Source organism: Lactococcus sp. FSL W8-0209 (assembly GCF_038006585.1).
GTDB lineage: Bacteria > Bacillota > Bacilli > Lactobacillales > Streptococcaceae > Lactococcus > Lactococcus lactis.
Genome location: NZ_JBBOVN010000001.1, coordinates 1202587 through 1223659, shown reverse-complemented (window position 1 = coordinate 1223659; position 21073 = coordinate 1202587). Strand labels below are relative to the sequence as shown.

The following is a 21073-nucleotide window of genomic DNA, read 5'->3' as shown; positions in this document are numbered from 1 at the left end:
TTTTGTCCAATTTTTATAAAAAAAGCACTGACAAAAGAATCAGTGCTTTTATAAATTATTATTTGCTTTCTTCAAAGTCACCATCAAATGTATTATCATCTTTTGGAGCTTCTTGAGCATCCGTTGCTTGTCCAGCTTCACCTTGAGCTGCATTTGCTTGTTCATAAAGTTTTACAGCGAGGTTTTGAGCGATTTCAGAAAGTGCTTCTGATTTAGCTTTGATATCATCAATATCTTCACCTTCAAGCGCTTTTTTGAGTTCTTCTTTAGCGTCTTCAGCTTTTTTAACTTCAGCTTCTTCTACTTTTCCTTCAAGGTCTTTCAAAGTTTTTTCAGTTTGGAAAACTAAAGCATCAGCTTCATTACGTGTATCAACTTCTTCTTTACGTTTTGCATCAGCGTCAGCATTTGCTTCAGCATCTTTCATCATTTTATCAATTTCTTCATCAGAAAGACCTGAGTTTGATTTGATAACGATTGTTTGTTCTTTTTGTGTACCAAGGTCTTTAGCTTTAACAGAAACAATACCATTTTTATCAATATCAAATGTTACTTCGATTTGTGGAATACCACGTGGTGCTGCAGGGATATCTGTTAATTGGAAACGACCCAAAGTTTTGTTATCAGCTGCCATTGGACGTTCACCTTGAAGGACATGAATATCTACAGCAGGTTGATTGTCAGCAGCAGTTGAGAAGACTTGTGATTTAGAAGTTGGGATAGTTGTGTTACGGTCAATCAATTTTGTGAAGACACCACCCATTGTTTCAATACCAAGTGAAAGTGGAGTAACGTCAAGGAGAACAACATCTTTAACGTCACCAGTAATCACACCACCTTGAATTGCTGCACCCATAGCAACAACTTCATCAGGGTTTACTGATTTATTTGGTTCTTTGTTTGTTTCGTGACGAACAAGTTCAACAACAGCAGGGATACGAGTTGAACCACCAACCAAGAGAACTTCGTCAATATCAGAAGTTGACAAGCCAGCATCAGAAAGGGCTTGGCGAACTGGTTGACGTGTCGCTTCAACAAGATCATGTGTCAATTCATCAAATTTAGCACGAGTCAAAGCCATTTCCAAGTGAAGAGGGCCAGCAGCACCAGCTGTGATGAATGGCAAGCTGATTTGAGTAGTTGTTACACCTGAAAGGTCTTTTTTCGCTTTTTCAGCGGCATCTTTCAAACGTTGCAAAGCCATTTTATCTTGGGCAAGGTCAATTCCGTTTTCTTTCTTGAATTCGGCAACCATCCAGTCAATAATTTTTTGGTCAAAATCATCACCACCGAGTTTGTTGTTACCAGCAGTTGCAAGAACATCAAAGACACCATCACCTAGTTCAAGAATTGAAACGTCGAATGTACCACCACCAAGGTCAAATACAAGAATCTTTTCATCTTTATCTGTTTTATCAAGACCATAAGCAAGAGCTGCTGCTGTTGGTTCGTTAACGATACGTTCTACTTCAAGACCAGCAATTTTACCAGCATCTTTAGTTGCCTGACGTTGAGCGTCATTAAAGTATGCAGGTACAGTGATAACTGCTTTTTCTACTTTTTCTCCAAGATAAGCTTCTGCTGTAGCTTTCAAGTTTTGAAGAATCATTGCTGAAATTTCTTGTGGTGTGTATTCTTTACCATTTGCAGAAACTTTTTCAGATGTTCCCATTTTTGATTTAATAGAAATAATTGTTTCTGGGTTAGTTACCGCTTGACGTTTTGCAGCGTCACCGACAATGATTTCACCATTTTTGAAAGCTACAACTGAAGGTGTTGTACGATTTCCTTCTGGATTTGGAATAATTTTTGATTCAGTTCCTTCAAGAACTGCTACTGCTGAGTTTGTTGTACCAAGGTCAATACCGATAATTTTAGACATATTATTAAATCTCCTTTATTTCTTATTACTTATGAATAGTTTAAAGACTTTGCGGTCAATTTATTTTTTAATTTACTGTGCTACGACAACCATTGCTGGACGAAGTAAACGTTCGTGAAGTTGGTAACCTTTTTGGAAAACTTGCACGATGCTGTCAGCTGGATGTTCATCATCAGCTGGGACAGTTTGAACAGCCATGTGAAGATTATGGTCGAAACTTTCATAAGAAACTTCCTCAACGCCTTCTTCTTTAAGCGCTGAAATCAAGCTTTCTTGGACCATTTCAAGGCCTTTTTTAACATCATCCGTTAATCCTTCAACAGCAAGTGCACGTTCAAGATTATCTAGTGAAGATAAGATTTTTTTTGCTAAATCTTGTGAACGATATTTGATAAGTTGCAAACGTTCTTCATTTCCACGACGTTGTACGTTTTGCATTTCTGCAGAAACGCGAAGGAATTTATTTTCCCACTCAGTCGCTAACTTTTGTGCTTCATCAAGTTCATTGATTTCTTCTTCAACAATATCCTCAAGTGCTTCCTCTGTTAACTCCTCAGTCACTTCTTCATCAACTTTTTCATTTTTGATTTCTTCTTTAGTTTCTTCGGACATAGGCCCTCCTTTTTTAAATAACTTTTTTATCATTTACTAATTTCATAATGGTTACCATCAAGATAACGATAATAGTCACTCAGCTTCATAGTTAAAACTTTAGCAACTAAGTCAAGAACTGATAACGTCCTTTGATAATCCATTTCTACAGGTCCAACGACTGTTAGAGTACCAAAACCGCGATATGGGATAACAAATTTTTGCGAAATAATCGTTAAATTTTTCATGTATTTTTCGTCATTATCAAATTTAACGGCACGCATTTCATCGTTATTAGTGATTTCGCGAATTTCATGAAGCATCCGTTCATCATCGCTAAAGAGTTTATATAATTCTGCAAGATTGTCAGTTGCATAATCAAAGATATTTTTACGCCCAGCGACGGTCAGCCGTTCTTTGAACAAATCATCAAAAATTGATTCAAAGAGTTGGAGAACTTCACTCGTAACTTTGAAATAACGCTGAACAATCTGTGGAATCTCTGTTCGTAAAGTATAGTGAATATCAATCACTTTTTTACCAACCAGACGTTCTTTAACTAGATTACTAAAGACTGCTAAATCAGCTTCGGTCATGGATTTTGGAAGAATAAATTGATTTGTTCTTACTTCACCAGTCCCTAATGTTATAACTGAAAGTACTGAATGACTATCCAGCATGACCATTTCAAATGAAACTAATTGTTGGTCACGTTGGGGAGCATTAAGAACAAAGCTTGTCAAACCAGTGAGTTCTGATAAACTTTTAGCTGCTGTTTTAAACAGGTCAGATAGGCGATAAAAATCACCATCAAAAGCTTTCATCACTTTAAATAAGTCATTTTGACTAAATTCATCTAACTGGATGACATTTTCTACAAAATACTTATAACCTGAAACACTTGGAACACGTCCACTTGAGGTGTGTTCTTTTTGAATCAAGCCTAGTTTTTCCAAAACTTTCATGTCGTTTCGGATTGTAGCGCTAGAAGCTTGAATACTATCAAGGAGCGACTTTGAACCGATTGGCGTATGCTCTTTGGCATAAAGAGAAACAATCAAATTTAAAATTTGTCTTTGACGTTCTGTAATCATGGCTACTCCTTTCTCCACAGATAAGAAGTTTCGCAAAACTTCTTTCGCAAGCTCAAAAATTTCTTGAGCTTTTGACTTCTGTTTAGTATCTACAAGCTTTTTTCTGTTTTAGCACTCTTCATCTATAAGTGCTAACAAATTTATTATAACCCTTTGTTTATACCTTGTCAAGCAAAAAGACATAAAAATTAGCACTCTTTTTATTAGAGTGCTAATTTCATTTATAAAAGATTGGAATCTTTGGATGTTTGCCAAATATTCATGACTGTAATTACCATTACAGCAATGACAAAGAGGCTTTCATACTTTACTTCATGTTGAATGAAAAGTATGGCATAATCTATAATCAAAAGTGCCGAAATAATTTCTAAAAGTATAAAAGTAAAACGCCAAAATTTCAATAATAGAAAGATTAATAAAGCAAAAATCAATAAATAGATTAAACTTTGCCAACTCGTAATTGTTGACGAAATTTTAGTCGTTAATGTTTTTATATTTGTCGATAAGTTATTAAAAAATTGACTAAAGAAATTATTATGAACAAGGAGAACTTTAATCATTTCCGAGACACTGTAAATAAATAGAGCAACATTAACATAGAGTAGAAGTCTGGTTCGGTTTAGCATGATTTCATTTCCTTTATGCTGGTAATAGTTTTAGATATTCTTCTAAAGTAAGATTGTGTTCGGTCATATATTTAGCATTTTCTAAACCAACATATCTAAAATGCCAGTCTTCATAACCAATTCCTGTCTCTGCCTTTTTCCCTTCTGGAAAACGAAGAACAAATCCATATTTTTGAGCAATTGCTGCAACTTGTTTTGCATATTGACTCTCATTTAGGCTATCAATATTACTCATATCAATCGCTAATCCTGTTTGATGTTCTGAGCTTCTTGGTGGCTGAGAATAAGTTTGCACATTTTTTATCGCTTCTTCTTCTGAAATTGGATTTCCACTTGAATTTACTGTTCCTTGACCATTCATTTCTGCTTGGACATAAGATTGATAAAGCCCTTCTTGATATGAGACTGACCGATAACCTGAGATTAAATGTTCAGCTGGTGATATTTGTTGGGCTGCTGCTAAAAATTGTTGAACCGCTGATGCTATCCTTTGATCAACTTGAATCCCATTTACGGTTGCCAGTGTTGGGTTCATTTCATCTTTAGGTGATTTTCGACTCACCAATACTAAATCCCAATCTGATTGTTTAGCGTCAGGTAAATCTTTTTTCTTTGCCGCCTCTTTAGAAGACGAAATACTTGTTTTTTTAGATGATTCGTTTGTTGAATTTGACTTATCATTGGTAAATAAAATAAATCCCAAAGCGCCAATGATCAAAAGAACAAGCACGATTAAACTAAATGTTATTCTTCTTTTCATTTTTTAGCTAACTTTTCACTCCCTATTTCTCGATAAGACATGTCTCCGACTTTTCCAATGGTAAATTTTCCATCCTCAAAACTTAAATGAGTGACAGAACCATTATCAAGACCATGTGGACGAGGGAGTTCTGGGTGAGCGAGTTTTACAAAAGTTCCAATGGTCATTCCATGGCTGACAATAACAATATTTTTAGCCCCTTTTGCTTCAGATTCCTTGGCAATATCTGTAAAACCGTCCATGATACGTCCTGAAAGTTTTTCCCATGGTTCAGCCCAGCCAGCCGTATCAACTTCAAAAATCGCATTAGCAATTACTTCATCTGGAGGAAATTCGTCGGTATGATGATTTCCAGTTTCAGTAAATATTCTTGGTAGAACGCCATCAAAAAGTTCTCCGTCATAGCCACCATCAAATGAACCAAAACACCACTCACGGATTCTTTTATCATAAGTGTATGGAATTCCTTCATTATCAGAATTAGCCAAGATAAAACCCATTGTTTGGATTGTACGTCCAGAATCAGATGAATAAGCTCGGTCAAATTTAATGCCTTTTTCTTTGAAGCCTAGACCAAGTTCAATAATTCCTTGTTCTCCTGCCGCAGTTAAAGGTGTATCAGACCAACCTTGCGCTCTGCCAATTGTATTAAACATTGTCTTCCCATGTCGAACTAAATAAATATTTACCATTTCTACTCCCTTTTTATTGATTCTAACAAAAAAATTACGATAGGATATTTCTATCTATATAGAAAATTACAGCCATTCCTGTTTAATTGTAAAGTAGGAACCTCTTATCTCACCTGCGAGTTTTGAACGTTGGCGTGCAAATTTGAATTTTCCCTCAAGTTCTTTGGGGATTTCCATACCCACTGACAACTTTATTCCAACTGCCCGTTTTGGTTTCTTGCCCTCTTGTCCAACTTTTTCATAGAGCAGATTTAAAACCATACCGTCTTCGTAATAGAATTCAGGCCAATAGAGTTCATCATTTTCATAGATAGCAACTTCGAGTATTTTTGCTGAAAATTTTAAATTACGTTCTTCAAGTAAAATTTTCTCAAACAAAGCGACTTCGTCGGCTTTTTCATGAGCTGGATATGTGAGATACTCAAATTTATACTTATTCCAAAAATAACGTGCTTCATTAGCTCGTAAACCTGCTAAAGAATCGGCTACCGGCGAAGTTTCCAAGCCAACTGTTTCTACATCTTTAAAATTCACTTTGTAAGCCATAAAATAACCTCCGTATTTTTTCACTTCTTCTATTATATCATTTTTGGAAGCGCTCATCATTTTTTAGAAATATTTAGGAGCTGAATTTTAAAAGTATTTTTAGTTTTTAAATGAATGAATTGGTGCTGGAATTTGACCGCCACGAGCAATAAAATCTGCTGACGACGCTTTGTTTACTCTCATAACTGGTGCTACACCGAAAAGTCCACCAAATTCAATTTGTTCGCCTTCTTTGCCCATTGGAATAATCCGTACTGCTGTCGTTTTTTGATTAATGACCCCGATGGCGGCTTCGTCAGCAATCATTGCTGCAATGGTAGATGCTGGTGTTTCTTCAGGAATTGCAATCATATCCAAGCCAACTGAACAAACACAAGTCATGGCCTCTAATTTTTCAATATTCAATGCCCCAGAATTGACAGCGGCAATCATTCCTTCATCTTCTGAAACTGGGATAAAGGCGCCTGAAAGTCCACCAACACGTTCAGCTGCCATAACTCCGCCTTTTTTCACAGCGTCATTAAGCATGGCTAGGGCGGCTGTTGTTCCATGAGTCCCAACAGTTTCAAGTCCCATTTCTTCCAAAACGCGTGCAACCGAATCGCCAATTGCTGGTGTAGGTGCAAGTGATAAATCAACTATTCCAAATTCAACATTAAGTCTTTCTGAAGCCATTTGACCAACAAGTTGACCAATTCTTGTAATTTTAAAAGCTGTCTTTTTAATGGTTTCGGCTAAAATATCAAAAGATTCTCCGCGGACTTTTTCAAGAGCACGTTTAACTACACCAGGTCCTGAAACTCCAACATTGATAATCGTATCTGCTTCCCCAACTCCATGAAAAGCTCCTGCCATAAATGGATTGTCTTCAACGGCGTTAGCAAAGACAACAAGTTTGGCATTGAGCCATTTATCACCTTTAGACATGATTTTGATGGTTTCACCCATATCTCGAACTGCTGTCATGTTAATTCCTGTTTTAGTTGAACCAACATTTACCGAAGCACAGACGCGCTCAGTTGCTGCTAGGGCTTTAGGCATTGATTTAATCAAAATTTCATCACCTTTTTGATAGCCTTTTTGCACAAGAGCAGAATAGCCACCAATAAAGTCAATGCCAATCTCTTTTGCTGCACGGTCCATCGCAAGAGCAAGTGGTGTGTAATCATCAGCAGCTGTTGCTGCTCCAATAATTGCAATGGGTGTTACAGAAACACGTTTGTTTACAATTTTAATACCGAGTTCATGTCCAATCTCGTTACCTACTTCAACAAGTTTTCCTGCTTTTTTGACAATTTTTTGATAGATTTTTTCAGCTGCTTTATCAATATCAGCATCGATACAATCAAGAAGACTGATTCCCATTGTTATTGTGCGAATGTCGAAATTTTGTTCTTCAATCATCGCAATTGTTTCTTTGATATTTTGAATATCCATTATTTAATTTCCTTAGTTTTGATTAAAATTTTACTGACAGAAATTTTTTTCGTGCTGTCAGTAAAAATACTTTTAAATAAAAGTCATTTATTGGCTAATTTTTTTCTGTCAGTAAATTATAATTTGTGCATGGCGTTAAAAATTGCTTCATTTTGAACATGAATATTGACACCCAAGGCTTCACCTTTTCTTGAAAGTTCTGCTTGAAAGGCTGAAAAATCACTATTTTGTGTTTCAACTACCATCATCATGGTAAAAGCTCCACTCATCAAGGTTTGTGAAATTTCAATGATATTTGCTTCAAGTTCTGCCAATGTTGCTGTGACTCCAGCAACAATCCCAATTTTATCTGCTCCTACTACTGTTACAACTGCGCGCATTTTGTTTCTCCATTCAAATTTTTATTCTATTATAACATTTTTATTTAAATTTTCAGTCAATTTTCTTGTCAGTAAAATAAACTTTTGCTGACAGCTCTGTCAGTCAAAATCATTCATGATTTATTGGCTAGTTTTTGCTATAATCAGCTTATCATGACTTTAAAAACTTTTTTTAATTTTACACGTATTCAAACCTTGCCCGCAGCATTATTATCACCGATTGCTGGCTGTCTTTTTGCCTTTTGGTACTTTGGAAGTTTTCATTTTTGGCCTACGCTTCTATTTTTTATTGGTTTAGCAAGCATTAATCTTTTTGTTTCGGCTTGGAATAATCTGATGGATTATCAAAAAGCACTTGATCCTGAGTATAAGAAATGGAATATTATCGTTGCTAAATCGATTAATCCTAAACTTGCTTTAAACATTTGTTTGGCACTTTTAGCGATTGATGTAGTCGTTGGACTAATTGTTCTTTTCTTGACTAATCTTGCGATTTTACCAATTGGTGGACTTTGTTTCTTAATTGCTATTTTCTATACTTATGGTCCTTTTGCTTTTTCTCGTTTTCCTTTGGGCGAAATTTTAGCCGGTCTTTGCGAAGGATTCTTTGGTTTTTTCCTTGCTGTCTATATTAATTCTTATGATAAAGGCTATTTTTTCATTAATTTTGACAGGAATTGTTTCATGACATGGACTTGGGACTTTAAAATTCTTTTACCAATCCTTCTAGTCGGTCTGATGTGTTTCGTTCAAAATTTTAATATTATGTTTTCTGATAATATTTGCGATTTAGAACAGGACATTCGCAATGAGCGTTATACTTTACCTTATTATCTAAAGATTCCACTTAGTTTAAAAGTATTTACTGGACTATTTTTATTTGCTGGACTTTGTATTTTAATTGCCATTGCTTTGGGAATTTTACCAATTTGGTCATTATTAATGAGCATCATTGCCCTGAAAGTTATTCCTAATATTAAAAAATTTAGAGCCAAACAAAGTAAATCAGAGACTTTCCACCTTCAAATTGACAATCTGATGTTATTTAATGCTTCTCTTGCCCTTACGTTGTTACTGGGAATTATTTTTAAGTAAAATAAAAAAGCGCTTAGCGCTTTTTTTACTTTTCCAAAGAGAAATCCATGACAACCGGCTGGTGGTCCGATGATTTGAATTGATTATCAATGGTTTGTATTTTTAAGTCTTTTATATTATTTGAAACAAGAAATCCGTCAATAATTCCAAATGTATTTTTTGGAATTTTCTTATCATAGGCATAATCAAGTGAACGAACAGTTGGGGCATTGGTTGGTGCGACCACTCGCATTCCTTTTGTCAAATTTTCCGTGGGAAATTCCTTCATCCATGTTAATTCTGGATGAGCTTTACCAGCTAGGGCATGGTTATAATCAGCCCCACAAATGACATAATCTCCTTTAGAAACATACTTTTTCATCTCATCAAATAAAGTCAATAATTGTTGTTTTTGAATTTTTTGGTCAGTGATAAATGCTGACAGATGTGTATTAAAGATGACGAATTTTTTATCTGAATTCTTAATTGGCAAAATACTGACAGAAAAAGCTCGGTCTAAATCAAAAAATTTATTAAAATTAGTTTCGATAGGCAACTTATATCTTGTTGAACTTTCAATTTCATATTTAGAATAAGTCATAATTCCAGATTTAGCTTTTCCAATTGGCTTGGTCACCGGATAAAAAAGAAAGGCTGAATCGTAATTCTGTGTCAGAACACTGGTATAATCGGGAAGGCCAGCACGAACCATTTGAGGTTCATTTACTTGTTGGCTGCGATCTCCTTGCCAATCAATTTCTTGAATATTTCCAAAGTCTGGCTTCTCTTTATTAATAAGTCTGATATCTTCTTGAATTGCAGATTTGACAGCAGATTTACTATAAGCTCGCACATCATCCCCACCATCCATGAAAAAATTGAAAGAAGGAGGGTAAGATCCATAACCGATATTAAAAGTCATCATTTTATAGGTTTGTCCCAGCTCAACTTGCTGAGTTTGAGGATTTTTAATTGTCTGCTTCATATCATTAGGAAGGCGATGATATTGTGCATAAACATAGATGACATAAGAGCCAATAATCAGAGCAAATACTAAAATAATGCTGACAAGAATTTTTCCAATTAACTTTAAGCGATTTTTCATATTATTTATTCACTAAATAATTCTAGGAAAATTTACTGACAGCCACTCCTAAACAGTCTGTCAGTAAAATATTTATCCCAAACTTATTTACTTTCTTCAATCATTTTTAAAACTTCTTGTGTTGAGCGAACTCGTCCAAGGCGTGGGAAAATTCCCTCAACAATTCCTTGATGGAGTTGTCCATTAAAATCTGTCATTGCATCTTCAATAGCAATAACTTGATAACCATGCTGGAAAGCTTCACGGGCCGTAGTATCACAACCGATCGTTGTAGCAATTCCAGTCAAGAGGATTTCATCAACTCCACGACGACGTAATTGGACATCTAAATCCGTGCCGTAAAATGCGCCCCAGTTATGTTTAGCGACATGAATGACATTATTATATTCTTTATCATATGCTTCAGGCATGACAAAATCAGCAAAATCTGCCGGAATTTGTCCTTGTGCAACAGCTGGATTGTCAGTTTTTGGTTTTAAAGTTTCGCCACCGTAGTTTTTGACGTGAACAAAAACAATTAAAGCGCCTGTATTTTTTAAACTTGTTACAAGTTCTTTATTTTTAGCTAAAACCTCTTGTGCAGAATAAGGAGCAAATCCCTCACGCCCTGCAATTCCTTTTTGTAGGTCAATAATAACCAAGGCTGTTTTTTCTAAATTCAAAGTTGTCATATTTTTTTCTCTCAAATTTTAGCCTCTTTTATGTGGCTTTTTTCTTCCGTCAGTAAATTTTTTGCCATTATCTTTTTTGTCAGTAAATTTGCCCTTAGCAGCTTTACTGTAAAATGGTTTCTTAGCAGATTTCTTTTTCTTTTTATCAAATTCAGATTTCTCGTCAGCTCTTCTGCCATTTTTTGATTTATTAGCAGATTTGTCAGTAGATTTTGTCGCTACTGATTTAACCTTAAGAGATTGATTTGATTTTTTGCGACCCTTATGTTCAGGTTTTCTCTTCGCTTTCGCTGCTTTATCAATCAAATCTAATTCTGAAGGTAGATATTCAAAATCAATCTCCCCAGTCATTCTATCAGCTTTGACAACTTTTATTTTAATAGGCTGACCAATTTTAAAGGTAAGTCCACTTCGTTCGCCAATAAGCGCCAACATTCTTTCTTGATAATTAAAATAATCACCTTTAAGGGTTGAAATATGAACTAAACCTTCAATCGTATTTTCAAGTTCAATAAACATTCCAAAACGAGTAACTGAAGCAATAATCCCTTCAAACTCTTCACCCACATGTTCTTCCATGAATTCGGCTTTTTTCATTTTTTCAACTTCACGTTCAGCATCAACCGCCCGGCGTTCACGATGACTAGAATGTTCTGCAATTTCAGGAATTTTATCTTCCCATTTTTGTAAAATATTAGCTGGCGTTTTTCCCTCACCAATTTCACGAATCAATCGATGAACCAACAAATCGGGATATCGACGAATTGGTGAAGTAAAGTGCGTATAATTTTCCGCAGCTAAACCAAAGTGCCCCTCATTGTTTTCTGAATAACGAGCTTGTTGCATACTCCGTAACAACATAGTTGACAAGACCATTTCGCCAGGCTGACCTTTAATTTTCTTCATGAAAGCTTGTAAAACCTTCTGATCAATACCATTTGAAGTTCCTTCAATTTGCATTCCAAAAGTTGCTGCAAAATCAATAAAACGTTGCAATCTATCAGCTTTTGGTTGTTCGTGAATCCGATAGATAAAAGGCAGTCCATGCGCTTCAAAATGTGTCGCGACTGTTTCATTCGCTTCAAGCATGAATGATTCAATCATTCGCTCAGCAATGCCACGTGTTCGTTTTCTAATTTCAATTGGCAGTCCTTTTTCATTGACAATGATTTTCGCTTCTACTGTATCAAAATCAATGGCCCCGCGTCTTTTACGCATGGCTTCTAAAATATGGTGAAGTTCAACCATTATTTTTACAGAATCTGCAATTTTAGCATATTTTTCAAGTGCTGCTTCATCTCCTGCAATCATTTGGTTAACGGCATCATAAGTCATTCTTTCTGTCGTTTTAATAATTGATTGAGAAATTTGATAGTTGATCACTCTACCTTCAGGACTAATTTCCATGACACAAGACTGTGTTAGACGATTGATTCGAGGATTCAATGAACAAATTCCATTAGAGAGACGTTCTGGCAGCATTGGAACTACTCGATCCGTTACATAAACAGAAGTTCCACGTTCGTAAGCTTCTTTATCTAATGGAGAATTTTCAGTGACGTAGTGTGAAACATCCGCAATATGTACTCCTAATTCATAGTTTCCATTTTCCAAACGTTTAGCATGCACAGCATCATCAAGGTCTTTTGCGTCTGCTCCATCAATTGTAAAAGTGATTTCATTACGATAATCGACCCGTCCCACAATTTCATTTTCTGGAACTTCTTCTGGAACAGCTTCAGCTTGGTCTAAAACTTCTTTTGGAAATTCAGAAACAATATCCATTGAAGCCAAAACTTCCAAAACGTCAATTCCTTGGTCATCTGCTTGGCCAATAATTTCAGTGACTAATCCTTGCATTGTCTGTGGAAATTCCTTATCTGGATAATGAGTGATTTCAACACGAACAATCGCTTTATTTTCAGGAATTAATCCTTCATTTCCTAAATAAACACGATAAGGGATTTTTTTATTCCGAGATTTAACAAAACCAATCAGTCCTGTTTGCTCTTTTTCATCATCATTCAAAGCTACAAAAGTTCCAACAACCTGATGGACGTCATGGCGAATGATTTCGACAACATGCCCTTCAGCAGAAGTTCCTTTGAGCGCATTGGCATTTTTATCAATTTCAATAAAAACTTCGTCACCATCAAGGGCGAAAGCCGTTTGACCTCTTGCGACAAAAACGTCTGGTTCTTCAGCATCAATGCTGACAAAACCAAAGCCAGCTGCATTGGCCCGGAAAATTCCGCTGATGACAACTTTTGCCTCTTCTTTTTCGGCGAGTTCAACTTTACCTTTTGCAGTAAAATTAAGCAAATGCTCGGCTTCTAGTGAAGCTAAAGTTTTGACAAATACTTTGTAATCTTTAGCCTTATTCATATGTAACGCAACTGACAATTCTTCTACTGACAGTGCTTTTTTTGAACTATTCTCAAGATAGTCCATGATTACTTCTCTAATACTCATTATATTCTCTCAATGAACTTTTTGACCACAAAAATTGGACAAAAAGCCCCTTTCTTTTTTTGTTTCAAATATTAACTTGATTTTTTAGCTAATATTTTAAGAGATTATCAGTGGTATTAATCATTTTATCAGACATTTTTGACTGATAGAATCAATTCTACCACTGACAATTTGGACAATTAAACATTTGACGCAATTAGAAAAACATTTATAAGAAAATAAAATACGGACTGTTTTCAGCCCGCAATTTTAACGTGTTGATAAAACAACAAGAGCAAATCCAATAACTAGCCATAAGCCAATCATGATTGCTGTAAAACGCTGCATCACTGCCTCAAAACCGCGCGCTTTACGACGTTCAAACAATTCACCTGTTCCACCCGAAAAAGCATCTGCTGCTCCATCTTGTTTTGAAGGTTGCATGAAAATCGCTACAATAATAAATGCTGAAACTACAAGCATTGCAACAAGCAAAATGTCATAAATTACTTTTTCCATAGTCTTATAAATTACTTAGGCGATAAACCTAATCTCCTTTTTCAAAATTGCGTTACTTACAGTTTACCATATTTTCGATTAAAAGTCATTCCGAATCCTTTAATAAAAAATTACTGACGATTTTGTCAGTAATTTTTTTATTTTAATCAAGTTCAGCTACAAATTTATAAGCTTCTTGAGCTGCTTGCGCTCCATCACCAATAGCTGTAGTGATTTGACGGAAATCTTTTTGACGAACATCACCTACGGCAAAAATACCAGGTAGACTTGTTCTCATATGGTCATCGGTAATAATCCAACCGGCTTCATCAGTAATTCCAAGATTACCAGCAAATTCAGCAACTGGGTCAAGTCCCACATAAATGAAGATTCCACCAAAAGCTTTTTCAGTTACTTCACCTGTTTTAACGTTTTTATAAACAACGGATTGAACTTTTTTATCATCCCCTTTAATTTCCATAGGAACAGAATCCCAAATAAAGTTGATTTTTTCTTCTTTGAAAGCTCTTTGTTGGATAATTTCTTGTGCACGCAATTTATCACGACGATGCATAATTGTTACGGATTGACCAAAACGAGTCAAGTAGAGAGCTTCTTCAACAGCAGAGTCACCACCACCAATAACTAAAATTTCTTGGTTTCTAAAGAAAGCACCATCACAAACGGCACAGTAGGAAACTCCGCGAGCCCCATATTCTTCCTCACCGGGAATTTCAAGCTTACGGTGATTAGCCCCTGTCGCAATAATAATTGATTTAGTGACAAACTCATCATCTTCTGTGATAATTTTTTTGTAATCCCCATGGTCTTCAATAGCCGTCACAAAACCATAAGCATTTTCTACACCTAAACCTTCCAAAGGTTCAGCCATTTTCATCGAAAGTTCAGGACCCATGATTGTTTCATAGCCAGGATAATTTTCAATCTCAGCTGTGTTATTCATTTGACCACCAGGAACACCACGTTCTAAAAGCAAAGTTTTCATTTCAGAACGTGCAGTATACATCGCTGCAGTCATTCCCGCAGGGCCTGAACCAATGATGACAACATCATATTTCTTTTCTGTCATTTTTAATCCCTTTTCTAAGAGCTAAAGAACTCCCCTTAAATTCATAAACTCAAGCTAGCATTTCAGCAAACTTGAGCCCTTTTTTATTAGTTCTAAAAACTCTTTTTTCTAATATCTAAAATCTTATAGCACCATTTTACATTGTCAAACGATATTTTTCCATTAATTAGATTTATTTAAAGCATAAATAGAAATCAAAGTCCACGAATTCTTAGTATTACAAGTACTCCTAAAACAGCAAAACTCAGGATAGGCGTCGTTAAAATACCAACTAAAATTAAATCAAAAATTCGGTTTCTTCTTTCAGTCCACGGTTTTTTCGTATTTCGCACAAGGTAAGTGAACGCATATAATCCACCTACCAATAAAACAAAGATAGCTGAAATTAATAGACCTTTTAAATAAAACTGTAAAATCATCATTTTAGTTATTAACCTCTAAATTCTTGACATGACGTGATAAAAACTCTCGTGTACGAGGATTTTTTGGTGAGTAGAAAACTTCTTGAGGAGTTCCCGCTTCAATGATTTTCCCTTGTTCAAGAAAAAGCACTTTTGTTGCTACATTATAAACAAAGTCCATTTCATGACTGACAAGAACCATTGTTTGTTTATTTTGAGCTGCATTTAAAATTACTTCTTGAACTTCACCAACTAATTCAGGGTCAAGGGCAGATGTCGGTTCATCTAAAAGTAAAAGTTTTGGTTGCATCGCTAAAGCACGAGCGATTCCAACCCTTTGTTTTTGACCACCTGATAAAAATTTTGGATAGTAATCTTTCCGGTCAGTTAGACCAACCTTATCTAATTCAGCTTCGGCAATCTCTTTTGCTTGCGCCTTAGATAATTTTTTAACCTGAATCAACCCTTCCATTACATTTTCAAGGGCAGTCCGACGTTCAAAAAGATTAAATTGTTGAAAAACCATTCCAGTCTTTCTGCGAAGTTCAAGTACTTCTTGCTTTGTTATTGTCGAATAATCAATCTTTAAGTCATCAATTTCAATTTGACCACTATCTGGTCTTTCAAGATCATTTAAAGCCCGGAGAAAGGTTGATTTCCCAGCACCAGAAGCGCCAATAAGGGCAACAACATCTCCTTCTTCAATTTCCAAGCTAATGTCATTGAGAACTTGATTACCCGAAAATGTTTTACTTATATTTGTAATTTTAATCATTATCGTCCTCCTTAGGCTTGGTTAAATGGATTTTTGCTCAATGAAATTTGTGCACGATTTTTACGTTTATCATTTGGCATTCTTACGTCTAATTTACGCTCCAATCCACGAATTAAGAGTTCAAAAATAATACAAATTGGCCAGTAAACTAAAGCTAAGGCTAAATAAGTTTCAAATAAACGGAAGGTTGAGCCCCCAATAATTTGAGCACGAGCTGTCATTTCTACCACACCTGCAACGAAGGCAAGTGAAGTTGATTTCAAAAGTCCAATCAGAGCGTTTCCTAAAGGAGCCGTTGCAACGGTTGCTGCTTCAGGTAAAGTCACACGCATAAAAACTTGGAAGTTTGTCATTCCGAGTGATTTGGCTGCTTCGATTTGTCCTTTATCAACGGATTGAATTGCAGCACGAATTGTTTCCGAGTTATAAGCCCCTTCGTTGAGTGCAAAAGCAACAATGACAAAAAGCATAGCTGGAATTGTATTGACATTAAAATTCGTTCCATAATTCATATTGATTGCTTTTAAAATCAACGGAATCCCTGTATATGAAAGGTATAATTGCACCAAGATAGGGGTTCCACGAATGAAACTAACAAACAAAGCACGCAATTGATTCAAAATTGGAATTTTATTAATACGAACCAAAGCAAGAATGAGTCCTAAAAGTAACCCAAAGACCATGGCAATTATTGTCATTTCAAGAGACGACGGAATCATTTTTATAATTGGTAAAAAGGCATCTACAAATGCTGACCAACTAAAAATCTTTGTGAAAAACATGGTCCAAAAGTCATGAAAATTATATTGACCTTTGATTAAGAGAAAGGGAAGAGCTGGCAAGATAATTAAAGCCAAAAGCAAGACAATCCCAAGAATTATTTTTTTATTTTTTTTCATATTTTTTATTTTTCTAATAGGGAAAACTCTGTCAGTAAAAAAGTGACAGAGTTTATTCGGATTTATTGAACTTATCATTTAATATTTTTACTTATAAGTTCGATTTTTTACCTGACCATCACTTCTACTATTATACAAAATTTTGGTCTTTTTTTCTCCTATTTTTTACGAACTGAGCTGTCAGTAAATTTTGATTTGCCAAGAGACAAATATTTTACTGACAGCTCTTCGATTTTAGGTTAAATTTCTTGTCAGTAAAATTTACTTAAACATTTCTGCTTTTGGCACGAAATCCCCACCAAGATACTTCTTAGAAATTTTCGCCAAACTACCATCAGCCTGCATTTTTGCCAAAACTCCATTCACATCTTTTTGAAGTTTTTTACCTTGCGAATCTTTGCCAAAGAGGAAATATTCATAACCGTCATGTTCAGCATCACCAGTATCCATACTGATATCTTCAATTTTTAGATTGTCAAAACCTTGTTCTTTAACTGCAGACTCTAAAGAAATCTTATCATAAAGCATGAAATCAATTTTTCCTGATTCAACTTGCGTGAATCTTGTGTTAATTGAAGTAGAATCTGCTGAGTAACTAATTTTGATTTCTTTATCTGGATTGGCTTTGTTCCAATCTTGAATTGACTTAGTATAATTTGATGCTGGATTACCAATTGTTGATTTCCCAGCCAAATCCGCCAAAGTTTTATAAGTCCCAGACTTCACAAGAACTGCATTGTTTGATTTTGATAGTGGTGATGAGAAATAATATTTTTCAGCTCTACTTTTTTCCCAGCCAAAATCATTGGCTCCCATTTGGTAACGACCAGAATCAATCCCTGGTGCAATCCCAGAAAAATCTGTCACTTGAAATTTCACTTTATATTGTGGCAATTTCTTGAAAACCGCACGAGCAACCTCAATATCGTAACCCGTTAAATTTCCTTGACTATCTGAATAAGTAAATGGCTTTGTTGCCCCATCTGTCGCAATCACAACAGATGTGGCTTTATCTGATGAATCTTTTGAACCTGATGAGCATGCAACCAAAGTTCCAGCAGCGATAAGTGAAAGAGCGGCAAATGTGACCTTTAGTGATGTTCTCATAAAAGTTCCCCTTTAAAAATTTGATAGACCTATCTTAACACGAACTTAAGTCCTTTGCCATAAAAAAAACTTATAGCCAGATTTAGCTATAAGAATAACAAAAAAATAGCAATAAATGCTATTTCCTTCTATTATATTTAATACTCTAATGCAAAATCAGCCGACATATCAGTAACAGAACTGATTTTAACTGACTCACCAGGTTGTGGTGCATGAATCACTTGGCCATTTCCAAGATAAATTCCCACATGGTCTCCACCATAAAAGATAATCAAATCTCCAACTTTGGCTTGGTCAAGCCCGATTTGTTTTCCACTTGCAATTTGGTCCCAAGTTGTACGACCAATTTCTTTACCTAAAACTTCTCTATAGACGTAACTTGTGAATCCTGAACAATCAAAGCCAGCTGGTGTAGTTCCACCCCAAACATAGGGAACACCTAAATATTTTTTGGCTGTACTGACAAGTTTGTCAGCTCGTGTCTGAACTTCTTTAGCCGCACTTTGTGTTTTTTCTACTTTTGAAACGGCACTAACAGTATCATTCATTGTTTTTGTTAAAACATCAAGTGAATTTGTTGCTGCTGACAAATCTGTCAGTGAACTTTGTGCTTTATTATCATCAAATACTGAATCCGCTTTTGCAGGATTCGCAATCAGGGCAGCACTAAAACTTGTAAGAAGTGCTGCAGAAATAATTATTTTTTTCAACATTGTTAGCAAGTATAACACAAAAAAACCGCTTGACAAGCGGTTTTACAAGTTTTTAATTTTTTGTAAATTTGTTACCGAAAAAATTTACATTTAATCTTTACGTAACAAAATCACTTAAACTCATTTCTAAAATAATCCTGAGATTTTTCCATCATCAGTGACATCCATTTTTAAAGCTGCTGGATTTTTAGGAAGCCCTGGCATTGTCATCACGTCCCCCAAAAGAGCAACGATAAATCCAGCTCCAATTTTTGGAAGTAGCTCACGAACTGTAACTTCAAAGCCTTCTGGCGCCGCTAAAAGATTTGGTTGGTCTGAAAATGAATATTGAGTTTTAGCCATGCATACTGGCAAATCATTCCAACCATTTTCTTCAATTTCTCTCATCTGACGCTTAGCCTTTAGTGAATAATTGACTTTGGAACCGCCATAAATTTCTGTCACAACTTTGTTAATTTTAGCTGATAATGGCTCTTTTAGGTCATAAAGATAGCTAAAATCAGATTTTTCTTGTAACATTCCTGACAGTTTTTCGCCCAAATCTAAACCACCTTCACCACCCTTAGCAAAGACTTGGGTCAATGAAACTGGAACTCCCAATGCTTCTGTCAGCTCTTTTAATGCTGAAATTTCAGATTTAGTATCTGATGCAAACTCATTAATTGCCACAATTACTGGCAAACCGTAACTCTGCATATTTTTAATATGACGTTCTAAATTAGCAAAGCCCTTTTTAACAGCCTCTACGTTTTCCTTAGTCAATTCTTTTTTATCAAGGCCACCATGCATTTTAAGTGCACGAAGTGTAGCCACAATTACTACCGCATCAGGTTGTTTTCCGAGCTGACGAGTTTTGATATCTAAAAATTTCTCACCACCAAGGTCAGCTCCAAACCCAGCTTCTGTAATGACAATATCCGATAGTTTTAAGGCTGTTTTTGTTGCCAAAACAGAATTACAACCATGTGCAATATTGGCAAAAGGTCCACCGTGAATCAAAGCTGGCGTTCCCTCAATTGTCTGAACAAGGTTTGGTTTCAGTGCATCTTTCAAGAGCATCGCAATAGCCCCTTGAACCCCTAAATCACCAAGTGTTACAGGTTTACGGTCATAAGACTGAGCCAGAACAATTTTTCCTAAACGTTCTTTCAAATCGCTGATTGAAGTTGCCAAACATAAAACCGCCATAATTTCACTGGCTACTGTAATATCAAAACCATCTTCACGGGGCACACCATTTAAAGGGCCACCAAGTCCAACAGTGACATGACGAAGGGCACGGTCATTCAAATCAACAACACGTTTCCAAATGATTCTTCTTGGGTCGATATTTAACGGATTTCCTTGATGAAGCGAATTATCAAGAAATGCCGAAATAGCATTATTGGCAGTTGTAATCGCATGAATATCCCCTGTAAAATGAAGATTAATATCTTCCATTGGTAATACCTGTGCAAAACCACCACCAGCAGCTCCACCCTTAATTCCCATAACAGGCCCTAAAGAAGGTTCACGCAAGGCCACCATTACATTTTTACCTTGTCTTGCAAATGCATCAGCCAAACCGACAGTAACTGTCGATTTTCCTTCTCCAGCAGGTGTGGGATTAATTGATGTCACCAAAACAAGTTTTCCTTCTGACTGTTGGTCAAACTTATCTAAAACCTCTAAAGGAATTTTAGCTTTGTATTTACCATAAAGTTCGATATCATCAAATGATAGTCCAATCTTTTCAGCAATTTTGGTAATAGGTTGAATGTCAGCAGCTTGAGCAATTTCAATATCCGTTTTCATAATTCTCCTCTAAAGGCATCTCATATTTGAGTTTAATTATACTAATTTTAATATTATTCTAACAAAAAATGAAGGAATTTTCCCTTAATAGTATTTCTTTTGGCAGGCTTAACTAAAAATTGTTCGGAAATAAAAGAACTAGCTTTCGCTAGCCTTTAGATTTTTTCAATTTTAACAGCTGTTCCGTAAGCAGCGACAGAATCAATATTTTGGAAAGTCGATGAGTCAAAACGCATCGCAACAATTGCATTTGCTCCTTTGGCTTTAGCTTCCTCTCTCATACGATCAATCGAAGTTTCACGGGTTTCATGTTGAAGTTTTGTATAACCATTTATTTCGCCACCTACAACAGTTTTCATCTGTTGACCGGCACTTGAAAATAAATTTCTTGAGCGCGTTGTTAATCCGAAAACTTCACCATATACTTCAGTAATTCGATAACCAGCCACTTCATTTGTAGTCACAATAAGTATTTCTTCCATTTTAT

At 35.7% G+C, this 21073-nt stretch carries 22 protein-coding genes; 1 reads left to right on the top strand and 21 read right to left on the bottom strand.

What is annotated here, in order from left to right; translation table 11 throughout:
- Positions 1 to 58 precede the first annotated feature (58 nt).
- The 9 genes from dnaK to MKX45_RS06065 all read right to left on the bottom strand — a co-directional run bounded on the left by dnaK (position 59) and on the right by MKX45_RS06065 (position 8008).
- Positions 59 to 1882: a molecular chaperone DnaK gene (dnaK, locus tag MKX45_RS06105; protein ID WP_015426235.1), complete on the bottom strand. Its 1824-nt coding sequence runs from the start codon at positions 1880 to 1882 to the stop codon at positions 59 to 61.
- Between the two features lie 72 nt (positions 1883 to 1954).
- Entirely contained in the window at positions 1955 to 2494 is a 540-nt protein-coding gene (gene grpE / locus MKX45_RS06100) for a nucleotide exchange factor GrpE (RefSeq protein WP_012897593.1), read from the bottom strand.
- 29 nt (positions 2495 to 2523) lie between these two features.
- Positions 2524 to 3567: a heat-inducible transcriptional repressor HrcA gene (gene hrcA / locus MKX45_RS06095; RefSeq protein ID WP_015426234.1), complete on the bottom strand. Its 1044-nt coding sequence runs from the start codon at positions 3565 to 3567 to the stop codon at positions 2524 to 2526.
- 221 nt (positions 3568 to 3788) lie between these two features.
- Positions 3789 to 4193 (bottom strand): hypothetical protein, encoded by a 405-nt coding sequence (locus MKX45_RS06090; protein WP_017864407.1) that lies wholly within the window; start codon positions 4191 to 4193, stop codon positions 3789 to 3791.
- A 13-nt stretch (positions 4194 to 4206) separates the two neighbouring features.
- Complete coding sequence (locus MKX45_RS06085) at positions 4207 to 4953, bottom strand: M15 family metallopeptidase (protein ID WP_340816911.1); 747 nt, start codon at positions 4951 to 4953, stop codon at positions 4207 to 4209.
- Positions 4950 to 5645, bottom strand: a complete 696-nt coding sequence (locus MKX45_RS06080; protein WP_003130927.1) for a histidine phosphatase family protein — start codon at positions 5643 to 5645, stop codon at positions 4950 to 4952. The genes MKX45_RS06085 and MKX45_RS06080 overlap by 4 nt, the downstream gene beginning before the upstream one ends.
- Positions 5646 to 5711: 66 nt before the next feature.
- Positions 5712 to 6191: a hypothetical protein gene (locus tag MKX45_RS06075; protein ID WP_010905647.1), complete on the bottom strand. Its 480-nt coding sequence runs from the start codon at positions 6189 to 6191 to the stop codon at positions 5712 to 5714.
- A 99-nt stretch (positions 6192 to 6290) separates the two neighbouring features.
- Positions 6291 to 7628, bottom strand: coding sequence for a PFL family protein (locus tag MKX45_RS06070; protein WP_003130925.1), 1338 nt, complete (start codon positions 7626 to 7628; stop codon positions 6291 to 6293).
- 116 nt (positions 7629 to 7744) lie between these two features.
- Entirely contained in the window at positions 7745 to 8008 is a 264-nt protein-coding gene (locus tag MKX45_RS06065) for an ACT domain-containing protein (RefSeq protein WP_003130922.1), read from the bottom strand.
- A gap of 153 nt (positions 8009 to 8161) precedes the next feature.
- On the opposite strand from MKX45_RS06065, the gene MKX45_RS06060 reads away from it, so the two are divergent.
- A complete protein-coding gene (locus tag MKX45_RS06060) occupies positions 8162 to 9103 on the top strand; it encodes a prenyltransferase (RefSeq protein WP_340816910.1) in 942 nt (313 codons plus the stop codon).
- Positions 9104 to 9128: 25 nt separating this feature from the next.
- Here the strand turns inward: MKX45_RS06060 and MKX45_RS06055 are convergent, their stop codons facing one another.
- From MKX45_RS06055 to MKX45_RS06000, 12 genes are all read right to left on the bottom strand, one after another.
- On the bottom strand, positions 9129 to 10187 hold the full coding sequence (locus MKX45_RS06055; protein WP_057720663.1) for an endonuclease: 1059 nt from the start codon (positions 10185 to 10187) through the stop codon (positions 9129 to 9131).
- Positions 10188 to 10270: 83 nt separating this feature from the next.
- Positions 10271 to 10858: an isochorismatase family protein gene (locus MKX45_RS06050; RefSeq protein ID WP_128267901.1), complete on the bottom strand. Its 588-nt coding sequence runs from the start codon at positions 10856 to 10858 to the stop codon at positions 10271 to 10273.
- 18 nt (positions 10859 to 10876) lie between these two features.
- Positions 10877 to 13330, bottom strand: a complete 2454-nt coding sequence (gene rnr, locus MKX45_RS06045; protein ID WP_057720664.1) for a ribonuclease R — start codon at positions 13328 to 13330, stop codon at positions 10877 to 10879.
- A gap of 249 nt (positions 13331 to 13579) precedes the next feature.
- Positions 13580 to 13828: a preprotein translocase subunit SecG gene (secG, locus tag MKX45_RS06040; RefSeq protein WP_003130913.1), complete on the bottom strand. Its 249-nt coding sequence runs from the start codon at positions 13826 to 13828 to the stop codon at positions 13580 to 13582.
- Between the two features lie 142 nt (positions 13829 to 13970).
- On the bottom strand, positions 13971 to 14897 hold the full coding sequence (trxB, locus tag MKX45_RS06035; RefSeq protein WP_010905642.1) for a thioredoxin-disulfide reductase: 927 nt from the start codon (positions 14895 to 14897) through the stop codon (positions 13971 to 13973).
- Between the two features lie 194 nt (positions 14898 to 15091).
- Positions 15092 to 15319, bottom strand: a complete 228-nt coding sequence (locus MKX45_RS06030) for a DUF4059 family protein (RefSeq protein WP_004255037.1) — start codon at positions 15317 to 15319, stop codon at positions 15092 to 15094.
- Between the two features lies 1 nt (position 15320).
- The gene (locus MKX45_RS06025) at positions 15321 to 16073 is read right to left on the bottom strand and encodes an amino acid ABC transporter ATP-binding protein (protein WP_004255031.1); all 753 of its coding nucleotides are present in this window, start codon (positions 16071 to 16073) and stop codon (positions 15321 to 15323) included.
- A gap of 11 nt (positions 16074 to 16084) precedes the next feature.
- Positions 16085 to 16972 carry an amino acid ABC transporter permease gene (locus MKX45_RS06020; RefSeq protein WP_004255026.1) on the bottom strand — a complete coding sequence of 296 codons (888 nt, stop codon included), beginning with the start codon at positions 16970 to 16972 and terminating at the stop codon, positions 16085 to 16087.
- A 261-nt stretch (positions 16973 to 17233) separates the two neighbouring features.
- Positions 17234 to 18079: an amino acid ABC transporter substrate-binding protein gene (locus tag MKX45_RS06015; RefSeq protein ID WP_015426227.1), complete on the bottom strand. Its 846-nt coding sequence runs from the start codon at positions 18077 to 18079 to the stop codon at positions 17234 to 17236.
- A 137-nt stretch (positions 18080 to 18216) separates the two neighbouring features.
- On the bottom strand, positions 18217 to 18810 hold the full coding sequence (locus MKX45_RS06010) for a C40 family peptidase (RefSeq protein WP_081037477.1): 594 nt from the start codon (positions 18808 to 18810) through the stop codon (positions 18217 to 18219).
- A 108-nt stretch (positions 18811 to 18918) separates the two neighbouring features.
- The gene (locus tag MKX45_RS06005; RefSeq protein ID WP_340816909.1) at positions 18919 to 20586 is read right to left on the bottom strand and encodes a formate--tetrahydrofolate ligase; all 1668 of its coding nucleotides are present in this window, start codon (positions 20584 to 20586) and stop codon (positions 18919 to 18921) included.
- Positions 20587 to 20741: 155 nt separating this feature from the next.
- Positions 20742 to 21068 (bottom strand): heavy metal-binding domain-containing protein, encoded by a 327-nt coding sequence (locus MKX45_RS06000; RefSeq protein WP_010905638.1) that lies wholly within the window; start codon positions 21066 to 21068, stop codon positions 20742 to 20744.
- Between the last annotated feature and the right edge of the window lie 5 nt (positions 21069 to 21073).